Origin of the sequence: Streptomyces sp. NPDC093510 (assembly GCF_040683555.1) — a bacterium.
GTDB lineage: Bacteria > Actinomycetota > Actinomycetes > Streptomycetales > Streptomycetaceae > Streptomyces.
Genome location: NZ_JBFBEE010000002.1, coordinates 457,659 through 471,447, shown reverse-complemented (window position 1 = coordinate 471,447; position 13,789 = coordinate 457,659). Strand labels below are relative to the sequence as shown.

Below are 13,789 nucleotides of genomic sequence, written 5' to 3'. Positions count from 1 at the left end.
GTGGCAGGGGGGAACGTGGGGCTCATGCGGCGGGCTCCGTCAGTACGCGGTCCATCGGGACGTCGCCCGTCACGGTGACCGCGTCAGGTACGAGGTCGGACGGGCTCGGCATCGCGCTGCCCGGCAGCTGAACCGCGGCCGCGCCGTGCGCCACGGCGGACGCGAGAGCGGCGGGACCCGTGCCGCCGGCGATCAGGAAGCCGGCGAGGGAGGAGTCACCGGCGCCGACGTTGCTGCGGACGGTGTCGACGGGGGCGCTCGCGAAGTACGCGCCCGTCGCGTCGACCAGAAGCTGGCCGTCGGCGCCGAGGCTGGCGAGGACGGCGCGGGCGCCCGACTCCCGCAGTTCCTCCGCCGCCTTGACCGCGTCGCCGACCGTGGTGAGGGGGCGGCCCACGGCCTCGGCGAGCTCCTCGACGTTGGGCTTGACGACATCGGGGCGCTCGGCGAGCGCGGCGAGCAGGGCGGGCCCTGAGGTGTCCAGGGCGATCCGGGCACCGGCCGCGTGGGCGCGGGCCACCAGCTCCGCGTACCAGGAGGGCTTCAGCCCGCGCGGCAGGCTGCCGCAGCAGGCGATCCAGTCGGCACCCTCCGACCGCTCGCCGACGGTGGCGAGCAGCGACTCCCGCTCCCGCTCGGACAGTTCGGGGCCGGGCGCGTTGATCTTCGTGAGCGTGCCGTCCGGTTCCGCGACCGCGATGTTGGAACGGGTCTGTCCGGCCACCGGCACCGGGGCGGCCTCGATGCCCTGCTCGTCGAGGAGCTGGGCGACCAGCGCGCCGGGCGCCCCGCCGAGCGGCAGCACGGCGACCGTCCGCACGCCCGCGGCCGCGACGGCCCGCGAGACGTTGACGCCCTTGCCGCCCGGGTCCATGCGCTCGCCGGTGGCGCGGACGACCTCGCCGCGGTCGAGCGACGGCACCTCGTAGGTGCGGTCGAGGGAGGGATTGGGGGTGACGGTGAGGATCATGCGCGTACTACTTCCGTGCCGCCGCGTTCGATGGCGGCCGTGTCGTCGTCGGTGAGGCCGGTGTCGGTGATCAGCAGGTCCACGTCGGCGAGGTCGCCGAAGCGGGCGAAGTGCTCCTGGCCGTGCTTGGCGGAGTCGGCGAGCAGCACGACGCGGCGGGCCGCTGCGACGGCCGCACGCTTCACGGCCGCCTCGGCGAGATCGGGGGTGGTGAGGCCGCCCTCGGCGGAGAAGCCGTTCGCGGCGAGGAAGAGGACGTCGGCGCGGATCTCGCCGTACGCCCGCAGCGCCCAGGCGTCGACGGCCGCGCGCGTCCGCTGCCTGACTCTGCCGCCGATGAGGTGGAGCTGGATGCCGGGGTGGTCGGCGAGGCGGGCGGCGGTGGGCAGCCCGTGCGTGACGACGGTGAGCGTCGACTCCAGCGGGAGCCCCGCCGCGAGCCGCGCGACGGTCGAACCGGCGTCGAGGATGACGCTGCCCTCCGCGGGCAGCTCGGCGAGGGCGGCGCGGGCGATGCGGTCCTTCTCGTCGGCGGCGGTGCCCTCGCGCTCGGTGAGGTCCGGCTCGAAGTCGAGCCGCCCGGCCGGTATGGCGCCGCCGTGCACGCGGCGGACGAGACCGGCGCGGTCGAGCGCCTTCAGGTCGCGCCGGATGGTCTCGGCGGTGACCTGGAACTCCTCGGCCAGCGACAGTACGTCGACCCGCCCGCCGTCCCGCGCGAGCCGCAGGATCTCCTGCTGCCGCTCCGGTGCGTACATGTCCGTTCGCCTCCGCCGAATGCCCGAGCTTGTGGTTTCACTGGGAGAGTACGGCCGGGTTTCGGGAAAGTAAACAGTTCCGGGCGCGACTCGGACACAAACGGACTTCGGTCCTGCCGACAGCACGGCGCCTCGGCCCTGAGCCGTAGGCAGCTTCGGCCGTAGGCATTCGGTCGTAGGCGCTTCCGGCCCTACGGCCAGGGAAAGGCGTCCAGCGCCGCGAGGCACCGCGCCGCGAGGGCGGCCGGGCCTGCGGAGCCGGAGGCGTCCGCGGGGTCGTCGCCCGCGGACCAGGTCTCGACGGCCACCCGCACCGCCGCGCTCGCGACGGCCGCCGCGAGACGCAGGTCCAGGTCCCGGGCCGGGCCGTCGGGCTCAGGCTCACCCGCGCGCCCCGCGCGCTCCCCGAGCATCGCGCGCTCCCCGAGCCCCGCACGCTCCCCGAGCACCGCCAGCAGCGTCTGCTCCGACGCGTGGCACGCGTCCGCCCACACCGCGCGCAGCGCCGGGCTCTCCGCCGACATGCGGAGCAGCGAGCGCACCCAGTCCAGGGACTCCACCGCCGCGGCGTCGTCGGCGGCGAGCGCGTCCGTGACCGCGTACCGCAGCGCGTCAGGGACCGACAGCTCCGCCGGCGCGCGGCGCACCGCCTCCGCCCACTGCTGGGCGCCCGCGGCGAAGAGCGGCGCCACCGACTCCTCCTTGGTCGCGAAGTAGCGGTAGAAGGTGCGCGGGGCGACTCCGGCTGTCCGGGCGATGTCCTCGGCGCGGGTGGCCCGCAGACCATCCGCGACGAAGAGCGTCGCGGCGGTGCGCGCGATGTCGAGACGGGTCTCGGTCTTACGACGCTCCGTCAGCGACGGCGGCGACGACGTGAACGGCGGCGACGGCTGCGACGACTGCGAACCACTGGGCATGACAGGCAGGTTATGCCAGCCCACGCCACGGCACCCCGAGACTCAGACTGCCTATATGGCAGAATCTGCCACCGTCAGAAGCGCGGGGGCGAGCAAAAGGTGGGCAATCAGCGGTGCGTCGTCGGAAGTTCCTTCTCCACACGGCCGGTCTCACCGGCGCCACCGCGCTCGGCACCGCCGGCCTCAGCGCCTGTTCCGCGGAGACCGACACCCCGCTCAAGCTCCTCGTGGCCAGCTACGACAAGAGCGTGGGTTCCTCGATCGGCGACCAGTGGGGCAGCCTCATCGGCGCCTTCAGGAAGGCCCACCCGGACATCCGGGTCGACCTCGAACGCGTCCCCTTCGCCAAGCTCGACCAGACCCTGGCCCGGCGCGTGAAGGATGGCGACGCCCCCGACATCGCGCAGTCCAACTTCTTCGCGCCCTACGCCGAGGACGACAAGCTGTACGGGGCGTCCGACCTGTTCGACGTCCGTACCGAGGGCGACTTCATCCGCTCCTACGCGGAGGCGGGCATGGTCGACCGCGTCCAGTACGGCCTGCCCTTCCTGGCCAGCACCCCGCGGCTCTTCTACAACAAGGCCCTCTTCAAGCAGGCCCGCGTCCGAGCGCCCCGCTCCTGGGCCGAACTGCGGGACGCGGCCGAGGCGTTGAAGGCGATCGGCGTACCCACCCCCTACGGCTTGCAGCTCGGCCCCGAGGCCGCCGAGGACGAGGCGCTCGCCTGGCTCCTCGCGGACGGCGGCGGCTACGCGGGCCTCACCGGGTACGACTTCGCCACCCCCAGCAACATCGACACCCTCACCTGGCTGCGCGACAACCTCGTGACGCGCGGCCTCGCGGGCGCCGACCCCAAGTCGCTGACGAGGACGGACGCGTACGCCCAGTTCCTGCGCGGCAAGATCGGCATGATGATCGCCCATCCGGTCCTGATGGGCGCCGCCGACCAGGCCAAGTTCCCTTACGGGCACGCCCCGTTCCCCAAGAAGCACGGCGGTGCGGCACCGCCCGTGGGTCTCAACGACTGGCTGATGGCGTTCAAGCAGAACGGGCGGCGCGAGCAGTGCGGGACGTTCCTGAGCTACTTGTACGGCCGTAAGTCCGCGTTGGCGTACGGCGGCAGCCAGTCCGCGCTGCCGGTGACGAGCTCCGCGTCGGACGCCCTGCGCAAGGACCCGAAACAGCGGCCGCTCTGGGACTTCATCGACCAGATGCCGCAGGCGCAGTTCCAGCCGACGAATCTCGGCTCGTGGCCGGAGGTCCGAAGCGCGGTGCGCCGCCGTGTCGGCGAGGCGGTGGCCAAGGGCGGCAGCCCGAAGAAGGTTCTGGAGGCCCTGGACACGGCGGCGACCCAGGCGGAGCTCTAGCGCTCCGCCTGGCAGGCGGTTCGTTCGTCAGGCGGTTCGTTCGGCAGGCGGTTCGTTCAGCAGGCGGTTCGTTGCCTGCGGGCCCGTTGTGGCTGGTCACGCAGTTCCCCGCGCCCTGAAGGGGCGCGGCAAACCCCGTACCGCCGTCCGTCCGGCCGTCCGGCCATCCGGTCACGGCACCAACGAAGGCTCCCTCTCCGGGCTTTCGGCGTCGGCCACGGTCTCGCTCGCACCCTCCACATGCACCCGCGGCTTCGCCGGCAGGGCGAACATCACCAGGAAGATGACGGCGAGCACACCCGTCACCCACCACAGCGCGTTCTGGAACCCGTCCACGAACTCCGCGGGGACGCGGTCCGGCGTGACCCGCTCGTCGATCACTCCGAAGAAGACCACCGACACCAGGCCGAGGCCGAGCGCGGTGCCCATCTGCTGCACGGTGTTGATGAGCCCGGAGGCCGAACCCGCGTGCTCCTTCGGGACGTCCGAGAGGACCGCGTCCGTGAGCGGGGCGACGATCAGGCCCATGCCGATGCCCATGACGACCAGCGGGAGCGCCATCTGCCAGGGCGCGATGTCCGCGCCGTACCGCCCGGCCTCCCAGATGTAGATGAGCACGCCCGCCGCCATCGCCAGCGCGCCGGCCTGCAGCACCTTGCGGCCGAAGCGGGGCACGAGCTTCTGCACGGAGATGCCGGCCGCCACCGAGACGGCGATCGAGAACGGCACCCCGGTCAGTCCGGCGCGCAGTGCGGTCCAGCCGAGGCCGACCTGCATGTAGAGCGTCCAGACCAGGAAGAAGATGCCCAGCGTGACGCCGAAGACGGTCTGCACCGCGATGCCCGCGGCGAAGCTCTTCACCTTGAACAGCGACAGCTCGACGAGCGGCGAACCGTCCTTCGCGGCCTTCCTCTTCTCGTACGCGATGAGGGCGCCGAAGACGACGAGGGAGCCCGCCATCATGACGTGGCCCCACACCGGCCAGCCCAGCTCGCGCCCGCGGGTGAGCGGGTAGAGCAGCATCAGCAGGCCGACGGTGACCAGGACGACGCCGACGAGGTCCAGCTTGAGGGCCCGCGGCGCCTTGGACTCGGTGATGAACTTCCGTCCGAGGACGAGCGCCGCGATGCCGACCGGCAGGTTGATGAGAAAGATCGGGCGCCATTGGAGGCCGAGGATGTTCCACTCGGTGAGCAGCGCGCCGAGCAGCGGACCGGAGACCGCGCCGAGGCCGACGATCATGCCGAAGAGCCCGAAGACCTTGCCGCGCTCGTGGGCCGGGAAGGTGGCGTGCACGATCGACAGCACCTGCGGCACCATCAGCGCGGCCATGCCGCCCTGGAGGATGCGCGACGCGACCAGCATCTCCGGGTTCACCGCGAAGCCGCAGAGCGCGGAGGCGACGGTGAATCCGGCGACGCCTATCAGGAAGAGCCGCTTGCGGCCGTGGATGTCGCCGAGCCGGCCGCCGGTGACGAGACCGGCGGCGAACGCGAGGGCGTAGCCCGCGGTGATCCACTGGATCTGGCTGAACGTGGCGCCCTCGTCCCGCTCGATGGCCGGGATGGCGATGTTGACGATGGTGACGTCGACGAGGTCCATGAACGCGGCGGTCATCACGATGGCCAGGGCGAACCAGCGCCGACGGTCACCGGCGGGCGCCGGAGTCCCGGGGGCGGAGGTAGTGCTGGGTGAAGTCATGCGGCAAGGCTAGGGGCCATATAGGCCAGGACATGACCTAGTTGTCCGGCATGCTGTTCGGCATGACGACGGACGACATGACAACGGACGGCACGACGTCAGGCCCCACACCGACGAGCACCACGACACCAGGGCGGGCGGCATGACGGCGGACGGTACGGTCGCCGGCACCGACACCCCTGCCCGCCTCTTCCAGCTCCTCTCCCTCCTCCAGACGCCCCGCGAGTGGCCCGGCGCCGAGCTCTCCGAGCGGCTCGGGGTCAGCAGGCGGACGGTGCGGCGCGACATCGACCGGCTGCGGGACCTCGGCTATCCCGTGCGGGCCAGCCAGGGCGCGGCCGGCGGCTACCGGCTGGTCGCGGGCAAGGCCATGCCACCGCTCGTCCTGGACGACGAGGAGGCCGTGGCCATCGCGGTCGGGCTGCGGGCCGGGGCAGGGCACGCGGTGGAGGGCGTGGAGGAGGCGTCGGTGCGGGCGCTCGCGAAACTGGAGCAGGTGCTGCCGGGGCGGCTGCGCCACCGGGTCTCCGCGTTGCAGATCGCGACGACGGCGCTGACCAGCGGGGACGGGGCGAGTATCGCGCCGGAGACGCTGACGGTGATGGCGTCGGCGGCGGCAGGCCATGAGCGGCTGCGGTTCGCCTACCGCGCGGGCGACGGCACGCAGTCGCGTCGCCTCACCGAGCCGTACCGGCTGGTGTCGACGGGGCGGCGCTGGTACCTCGTGGCGTTCGACATCGACCGCGAGGACTGGCGGACCTTCCGGGTGGACCGGGTGGCCGAGCCGTTCGCGACGGGTGCGCGGTTCGTGCCGCGGGAGCTGCCGGAGGGGGACGCCGCGGAGTACATCCGGCAGTCGATGTGGCGCGGCAGCCGGACATACGACCTGGACGTGACGTTCGCCGCGCCCGCGGAGTTCATCGCCGCGCGGCTGCCCGCGCACATGGGGCCGGTGGAGCCCCTGGACGACCACAACTGCCGCCTGCGCTGCGCGGCCTCGGACTCCGTCGAGTGGGTGGCGGTCCGTCTGGCGCTCCTGGGCCGCGACTTCAAGGTCCACGGCCCCCAGGAGCTGGTGGACTGCGTCAGGGACATGAGCGCACGCCTGACCCGCTCGCTCGCGACAGAAGGGCGGGCGGGTGGGGAAAACGCGCGGAGCGCGACGCCCCGGCAAGGCGGCGCAGGACCAGAAGGCAACCGCCCAGGCCCGGCCGCCTAGGCCGCCGCGTCGAAGCCCGTGTCCCGGGCCAGCTTCTTCAGTTCCAGCAGCGCGTGCTTCTCGATCTGGCGGATCCGCTCACGGGTCAGCCCGTGCTCCTTGCCGACCTCCGTCAGCGTCCGCTCGCGGCCGTCGTCTATGCCGTACCGCATCTTGATGATGGACGCCGTGCGCTGGTCGAGGCGGCCGAGGAGGCCGTCGAGCTCCTCGCTGCGGAGCAGCGAGAGGACGGACTGCTCGGGCGAGACCGCCGACGTGTCCTCCAGGAGGTCGCCGAACTGGGTGTCGCCCGTGTCGTCCACGCCCATGTTCAGCGAGACGGGGTCGCGCGCCCAGTCCAGGACGTCGATGACGCGCTCGGGCGTCGAGGACAGCTCCGCGGCGATCTCCGCGGGCTCCGGATCGCGGCCGTTCTCACGGTTGAACTCGCGCTGCACGCGGCGGATGCGGCCCAGCTCCTCCACCAGGTGGACGGGGAGGCGGATGGTGCGGGACTGGTCGGCTATGGAGCGGGTGATGGCCTGGCGAATCCACCACGTGGCGTACGTGGAGAACTTGAAGCCCTTGGCATAGTCGAACTTCTCGACGGCGCGGACCAGGCCCGCGTTCCCCTCCTGGATCAGGTCGAGGAGCGGGAGGCCGCTGCGCGGATAGCGGCGGGCGACCGCGACGACCAGGCGGAGGTTCGAGCGGATGAAGACGTCCTTGGCGCGCTCGCCGTCGGCGACGAGGGCTTCGAGCTCCTCGCGGTCGGCGGTGACCTTGCTGTCCCCGACCTCGCCGTCGAGGATCTTCTGTGCGTACACCCCCGCTTCGATGATCTGGGAGAGCTCCACTTCCTTGGCGGCGTCGAGCAGCGGCGTACGCGCGATCTCGTCGAGGTACATGCCGACCAGGTCGCGGTCGGCGATCTCCCCGCCTACGGCGCGAACACTGCGTGCCGCGTCGCTGTCGCCGGAGGCGGACTTACGACGGGCGACGGCACGGGTTGCCATGCGTGCTCCCTTGCGATGGTGGTCCTGGTCGGCCCTTTCTGGGGCCTCTGTGGTGGATGGCACACCCTCGGGTGCCCTGCATCCGATGGAAACAACGACTGGAATCCGGACAGAATTCCCAAGCCGCGCATCTTTTTTCCAAGCGGTGCAGTACCCTGTGGCGCCACACAGGGAGGCCGGATGCCGACGCAACGTAATGAGGTGCAGGTCAGGCCCGGCGTCGAGGCTGATCTCGAAGCCCTGACGGACCTCTACAACCACTACGTACGTGAGACGGCCGTCACCTTCGACACCGTCGCCTTCCTGCCGGAAGAGCGCCGCCCTTGGCTGCTCTCCCACCCTGAAGACGGCCCCTACCGCCTCTTGGTTGCCCAGGAACGCGATTCCGACACCCCCAGAGGCCCCGGCATCCACACCGGTCGGGTGCTCGGATATGTGACGAGTAGTCCTTTCCGCCCGAAGCCCGCCTACTCCACCTCCGTGGAAGTCAGCGTGTACTGCGCTCCGGACGCCGCGGGCCGCGGCATCGGCACGCTCCTCTACAAGGCGCTCCTGGAGGCCCTGGAGGGCGAGGACCTGCACCGCGCCTACGCCGGGATCGCCCTGCCGAACGAGGCGTCGATCCGCCTGCACGAGCGCTTCGGGTTCCGGCACGTGGGGACGTACGCGGAAGTGGGCAGGAAGTTCGGGCGGTACTGGGACGTCGCCTGGTACGAGCTGCCTCTCGGCCCCCGGACCTAGGCCCAGAGCCCGTTACGCACCGGCAGGTCGGCGGCCTACCGTCCCACCCCATGGATGACACCACAGCCGACGCCACAGCCGACACAACAGGCATCCTCGACGAAGCCCTGCAGCGGTTGCACACCTCCGGCCCCGAGCGCCTCGGGCGGCTCACCAACCACGCCCCGATGGCCGTCGAGGCGCTCGCCGCACACGGACAGGCCGGCGCCGTACACCGGTGGCTGGATCTCTACGCCCCCAGGCTCGAGGAGTTTCCCGCCCCTGTCGAGCGGGTCACCGACGCGAACTGGCACGTCGCGCTGGGTGATCCGCGCCGCGCCGCGGACTGGATCGCGTACTTCCGCCGCGAGATCGCGGACCGCCCCTGGCGCGATGTGCTCGCCCTGTGGTGGCCGCGGCTGCTGCCCGGTCTGTACGGGGGTGCGGCGCACCCGGTGATCCGGGTGGGCCACGCCGTGCGCACGCTGGAGGAGGGCGGCACGACCGGGCCCCGCCTCGACGAGCTCGCCCACGGCCTCGGCTACTGGGCCGCCCGCCACCACCCCGTCACCGGTCTCGCCGTCCTGCCGGGCGCCCGCAGCGCGGCCGGGGCGCTGGACGCGGTGCCGCCCATCGCGAACCGGAAGGACGGCGGCTTCCCCACCCGGCTCGCCCGGGTCGAGGGGCTGCCCGTGTGGGCCGACTCGGTGGACGAGCCGGAGGAGGCGCGGCGCAGGCTGGCCGAGCTGGTGCGGGCGGCCACCCACCGGTACGCCACGCACGGCCACGGCGACGAGACAATGTTGGTGCACGCGGCGACCGCGCCCAACGCCGTGCTGCGCGCCCTGCCCGCGCTCCCCCGCGCCCTGTGGGTGCCGAGCCTGCGCGCCGCGTGGACCGCGTCGGCGGCGATCACGGCGATGTACGCGCCGGACGAGCCCGTGGCGTACACCCCGCCGGGCACGTTCACCGCCGAGGAAGTCTTCGAGCGGGCCCTTGCGCACGGCGACGAGCACGTCATCAAGCTGACGGACACGGCGCTCGACGTCGGTGACGAGCGGGCCCTGGCGGCGGCCCTGCGCGCGGTCGAGCTCAGCGAGCCGCTCGGCTAGGGCCGACCCGCGCCGGTCACCCGAACTGCACCGACCTCTTCGCGAGCCCCATCCAGAACCCGTCGATCACGCTGCGCTGCCCGCCGAGGTCCCCCGCCGCCTCGGCCGCGCCGAGCGTCACGAAGAGCGGTGCGAAGTGCTCGGTGCGGGGGTGGGCGAGCTGCCCGGCGGGGGACTTGTGCCCGAAGTCGAGCAGCGCGTCCACGTCACCCGCCTCCAGGGCCTCGTGTCCCCAGGTGTCGAACTCCGCCGACCAGGCGGGCACTCCGCTCTGGCGCAGCGCCGCCAGGTTGTGCGTGAAGAAGCCGCTGCCGACGATGAGTACGCCCTCGTCGCGCAGCGGCGCCAGCTTGCGGCCGATGTCCATGAGGCGGCGCGGGTCGAGGGTCGGCAGGGAGATCTGGAGGACGGGGATGTCCGCGTCCGGGTACATCTCGACGAGCGGGACGTACGCGCCGTGGTCGAGGCCGCGGTCGGGTACGTCCTGCACGGGCGTGCCGGGTGCGCGCAGCAACGCGCGTACGGAAGCGGCGAGTTCGGGCGCGCCGGGCGCGGCGTACGTCACCTGGTAGTAGTGCTTGGGGAAGCCCCAGAAGTCGTACACGAGGGGCAGGGTCTCGGTGGCGGACAGCGCCAGCGGGGCCTCCTCCCAGTGGGCGGAGACCATCAGGATCGCCCTGGGGCGCGGCAGCTCCGCGGACCAGGCGGCCAGCTCGCCGGGCCAGACGGGGTCGTCGGCGAGCGGCGGGGCGCCGTGGCTGAGGTACAGGGCGGGCATGCGGGTCATCGCGCACCTCCGGGCGGGCGGACATCTGGGCGGCGGGACGGCGGGACGGCGGGACGTACCGAAAGTACTTGAAAGCTCAAGCTCTACGCCCGACGGTACGCCCGGTTTGTTCAAACTTCAAGAAAGGGCCTCGTACAGTGGGGTACATGGATACGGCAGCGACCCCTCCCCCGGCCGGTGAGCCGAACTGGCTGGACGGCGACGAGCAGCGCGTCTGGCGCGTCTACCTCCAGGCGACGACTCTCCTCGACGACTTCCTCGACCGTCAGTTGCAGCGCGATGCGGGCATGCCGCACATGTACTACGGCATCCTGGTCCAGCTGTCCGACGCCCCGCGGCGACGACTGCGGATGACCGAGCTGGCCAAGACCATGAAGATCACCCGCTCCCGCCTCTCCCACGCGGTCGCCCGCCTGGAGAAGAGCGGCTGGGTGCGCCGCGAGGACTGCCCGTCCGACAAGCGCGGCCAGCTGGCGATCCTCACCGACGAGGGCTTCGAGGTGCTGCGCAGGACCGCCCCCGGCCATGTCGCCGCCGTCCGCCAAGCCCTCTTCGACCGGCTCACCCCGGAACAGCAGAAGTCCCTCGGCGAGATCATGACGATCGTCGCCGAGGGACTTCAGCCGAAGGAGGCCGGGGCGGACCTCCCCTGGCTCCGCTAGGTCCTCACAGAGACCCTCACCGAGGTCCTCACCGAGGTCCTCCCCAAGGGGGTGGGGTCAGTGGGCCATCACCGGGATCTTCACCTCGTCCTCGGCGCCGTCCGCCGAGTCGCCCGAGGCCGGAGCGCCGCCCTGGTGGCCGGTGTTGATGAACGTCGACGCGATCAGCGCGGAGACGACCAGGATGCCGACCGCCCACCAGATGGCGCTGGTGTAGCCCTCGACCATGGCCTGCGCCTGGACGAGCTTCGGGTTGGCGGCGCCGGCCGCGTGGTCCGCGATGTACGCGGAGGTCGCGGAGGCGGCGATGGTGTTCAGGAGGGCCGTGCCGATGGCGCCGCCGACCTGCTGCGAGGTGTTGACCATCGCGGAGGCGACACCGGCGTCACGCGGCTCGACGCCGTGCGTGGCGAGCGACATGGCGGGCATGAACGCCGTACCCATGCCGAGGCCGAGCATCAGCTGCGCCGGCATGATCAGCCCGGTGTACGAGGTGCCGACCTCCAGCTGCGTCAGGAGCAGCATGCCGACGGCGGCGAGCAGGAAGCCCGGACCCATCAGCAGCCGCGGCGGGACGCGCGTCATCAGGCGGGCGCCGATCTGCGTGGAGCCCACGATCATGCCCACGATCATCGGCAGGAAGGCGAAGCCGGTCTTGACCGGCGAGTAGCCCTCGACGATCTGCAGGTAGTACGTGAGGAACAGGAACAGGCCGAACATCGCGATGATGGCGAGGCCGAGCGAGAGGTAGACGCCACCGCGGTTGCGCTCGGTCAGGACGCGCAGCGGGAGCAGCGGCGACTTGACCTTGGCCTCGGTGAGGACGAACGCGGCGAGCAGCACGACCGACGCCACGAACATGGCGATCGTCACCGAGTCCGACCAGCCGTCGGACTCGGCACGCGTGAAGCCGTAGACCAGCGCGACCAGACCCAGGGTGGACAGGACCACGCCGGGGATGTCGAGCGGCGAGCGGTTGCGGCCGCCGGCCGGCTCACGGATGACGAAGTACGCGCCCAGGGCCGCGACGACCGCGAACGGAATGTTGACGAAGAAGGTCCAGCGCCAGTTCAGGTACTCGGTGAGGAAACCGCCGAGGATCAGACCGACGGCGCCGCCGCCACCGGCGATCGCGCCGTAGATGCCGAAGGCCTTGGCGCGCTCCTTGGCGTCGGTGAACATCACCGCGAGCAGCGAGAGGGCGGCGGGCGCGAGCAGCGCGCCGAACACACCCTGGAGGGCGCGGGCGCCCAGCATCATGGCCTCACCGTTCGCGGCACCGCCGAGCGCGGAGGCCGCGGCGAAGCCGACCAGGCCGGTCACGAAGGTGCGCTTGCGGCCCCACAGGTCGGAGATGCGGCCGCCGAAGAGCAGCAGGCCGCCGAAGGCGAGTGCGTAGGCCGTGATGACCCACTGGCGATTGCCGTCGGATATGCCCAGGTCCTCCTGGGCGGAGGGCAGCGCGATGTTCACGATCGTCGCGTCGAGAACGACCATCAGCTGCGCGAGAGCGATGAAGACCAGCGCTTTCCAGCGGTTGGCGTCGGGCCCGGAATCGGGCTTGAGAGCTGTTTCGGACATAGGGAGCCACCTAGCGGTACGAAGTCGTGAAAGAGGTCGTGAGTGACGTCGTGAAAGAAGTCGTGAGTGACGTCGTGAAAGAAGTCGACAGAGAAACGGCCTGAAGGGTGAAGCGGGAAAGCGGGGTACGGCGGGGATCAGTTCTGACGGAGGTCCTCCAAAGTCGCCGCCGCGCCCGGGAGTTCGGATCGGGCGGGCGTCATCAGGCCGTCCAGGAACAGCTGAAGATGACGGTGGATGAAACTGTCCATGCCCATGCAGGCGGTGCCCGGCAGCGGCCGGGTGAGCTGGGAGAGGGCGACCATCAGGTCTCCGACGGCGATGTCGGTGCGCAGCTGCCCGGCCGCGCGGGCCCGCTCCATGAGCCCCTCGATGGACTGTTCCAGCCGCTCGCGGGCATCGAGCAGGTCGGGGTGGTAGAGGTCGAAGTCCGGCGCGAGTATCGGACACATGGCGCCGATCCGCTCGTCGGCCGCGGCGTGCACGAAGGTGCGCAGCGCCCCGAAGGCGGCGCCCTCGTCGGCGTCCGCCGTGGTGATGCCCTGCTCGGCGAGGTCCGCGACGCGGCCCGTCACCGTGAGGACGACCTGGCGCACCAGCTCCGCGCGGTCGGCGAAGTGGCGGTAGACCGTGGCGTTGCCGACGCCCGCCCGGCGCGCGACCTCGTCGAAGGGCACGTCCGCCCCGTGCTCGACGAACATCTCGCGTGCGGCGTCGACGATCCGCTCCCGGTTGCGCAGGGCGTCGGCCCGCGGGCGGGCGACTCGGCGCTGCGGTGCGGGGGCGGTGTCCACGGCTGCTCCTCGTGTGTCGGGTTCTGTGGTCCATCGGGTTCTGTGGTCCATGGGGTCCCGCGATGCGGGGAGTAAGTCCCCGCTTCGTACGGACACACGGTTAAACGGGGAGGGAGTCCCCGGATATTTCCCGTTCGCCGACCGATCTCCTGTGAGCCGGGTCACACCCCATTTCCCGGAAAGCCCTCGATCGGTCGCACCCAGCG

At 71.6% G+C, this 13,789-nt stretch carries 13 protein-coding genes; 5 read left to right on the top strand and 8 right to left on the bottom strand.

From position 1 onward, the window contains the following. Positions 1-22: 22 nt before the first annotated feature. The 3 genes from pfkB to AB0N81_RS04470 form a co-directional block, all read right to left on the bottom strand. Positions 23-970 (bottom strand): 1-phosphofructokinase, encoded by a 948-nt coding sequence (pfkB, locus tag AB0N81_RS04480; RefSeq protein ID WP_365355558.1) that lies wholly within the window; start codon positions 968-970, stop codon positions 23-25. Then, on the bottom strand, positions 967-1,728 hold the full coding sequence (locus tag AB0N81_RS04475) for a DeoR/GlpR family DNA-binding transcription regulator (RefSeq protein WP_365355557.1): 762 nt from the start codon (positions 1,726-1,728) through the stop codon (positions 967-969). Before AB0N81_RS04475 ends, pfkB begins: the two co-directional genes overlap by 4 nt. A gap of 191 nt (positions 1,729-1,919) precedes the next feature. Further along, on the bottom strand, positions 1,920-2,645 hold the full coding sequence (locus tag AB0N81_RS04470) for a TetR family transcriptional regulator (RefSeq protein WP_365355555.1): 726 nt from the start codon (positions 2,643-2,645) through the stop codon (positions 1,920-1,922). A gap of 113 nt (positions 2,646-2,758) precedes the next feature. Here AB0N81_RS04470 and AB0N81_RS04465 point away from each other — a divergent pair, with 113 nt between their 5' ends. Continuing rightward, complete coding sequence (locus tag AB0N81_RS04465) at positions 2,759-4,012, top strand: extracellular solute-binding protein (RefSeq protein WP_365355553.1); 1,254 nt, start codon at positions 2,759-2,761, stop codon at positions 4,010-4,012. Positions 4,013-4,183: 171 nt separating this feature from the next. On the opposite strand, the gene AB0N81_RS04460 is transcribed toward AB0N81_RS04465, so the two are convergent. Beyond that, the gene (locus AB0N81_RS04460; RefSeq protein WP_365355552.1) at positions 4,184-5,713 is read right to left on the bottom strand and encodes an MFS transporter; all 1,530 of its coding nucleotides are present in this window, start codon (positions 5,711-5,713) and stop codon (positions 4,184-4,186) included. Between the two features lie 142 nt (positions 5,714-5,855). Between AB0N81_RS04460 and AB0N81_RS04455 the strand changes: the two genes are divergently transcribed. After that, positions 5,856-6,932: a YafY family protein gene (locus tag AB0N81_RS04455; protein ID WP_365355550.1), complete on the top strand. Its 1,077-nt coding sequence runs from the start codon at positions 5,856-5,858 to the stop codon at positions 6,930-6,932. Here AB0N81_RS04455 and AB0N81_RS04450 read toward each other — a convergent pair. After that, positions 6,929-7,927: a sigma-70 family RNA polymerase sigma factor gene (locus AB0N81_RS04450; protein ID WP_365355549.1), complete on the bottom strand. Its 999-nt coding sequence runs from the start codon at positions 7,925-7,927 to the stop codon at positions 6,929-6,931. The genes AB0N81_RS04455 and AB0N81_RS04450 overlap by 4 nt on opposite strands. 180 nt (positions 7,928-8,107) lie before the next feature. Here AB0N81_RS04450 and AB0N81_RS04445 point away from each other — a divergent pair, with 180 nt between their 5' ends. Continuing rightward, positions 8,108-8,668: an N-acetyltransferase family protein gene (locus AB0N81_RS04445; protein WP_365355547.1), complete on the top strand. Its 561-nt coding sequence runs from the start codon at positions 8,108-8,110 to the stop codon at positions 8,666-8,668. Between the two features lie 50 nt (positions 8,669-8,718). Then, positions 8,719-9,759, top strand: coding sequence for a questin oxidase family protein (locus AB0N81_RS04440; protein ID WP_365355546.1), 1,041 nt, complete (start codon positions 8,719-8,721; stop codon positions 9,757-9,759). A gap of 16 nt (positions 9,760-9,775) precedes the next feature. Here the strand turns inward: AB0N81_RS04440 and AB0N81_RS04435 are convergent, their stop codons facing one another. Next, entirely contained in the window at positions 9,776-10,546 is a 771-nt protein-coding gene (locus AB0N81_RS04435) for a class III extradiol ring-cleavage dioxygenase (protein ID WP_365355544.1), read from the bottom strand. A gap of 146 nt (positions 10,547-10,692) precedes the next feature. Between AB0N81_RS04435 and AB0N81_RS04430 the strand changes: the two genes are divergently transcribed. Then, a complete protein-coding gene (locus AB0N81_RS04430; RefSeq protein ID WP_365355542.1) occupies positions 10,693-11,208 on the top strand; it encodes a MarR family transcriptional regulator in 516 nt (171 codons plus the stop codon). Between the two features lie 57 nt (positions 11,209-11,265). Here AB0N81_RS04430 and AB0N81_RS04425 read toward each other — a convergent pair whose 3' ends face one another. After that, the gene (locus AB0N81_RS04425) at positions 11,266-12,789 is read right to left on the bottom strand and encodes an MFS transporter (protein WP_365355541.1); all 1,524 of its coding nucleotides are present in this window, start codon (positions 12,787-12,789) and stop codon (positions 11,266-11,268) included. A gap of 137 nt (positions 12,790-12,926) precedes the next feature. Beyond that, positions 12,927-13,634 (bottom strand): helix-turn-helix domain-containing protein, encoded by a 708-nt coding sequence (locus AB0N81_RS04420; protein WP_365355539.1) that lies wholly within the window; start codon positions 13,632-13,634, stop codon positions 12,927-12,929. Between the last annotated feature and the right edge of the window lie 155 nt (positions 13,635-13,789).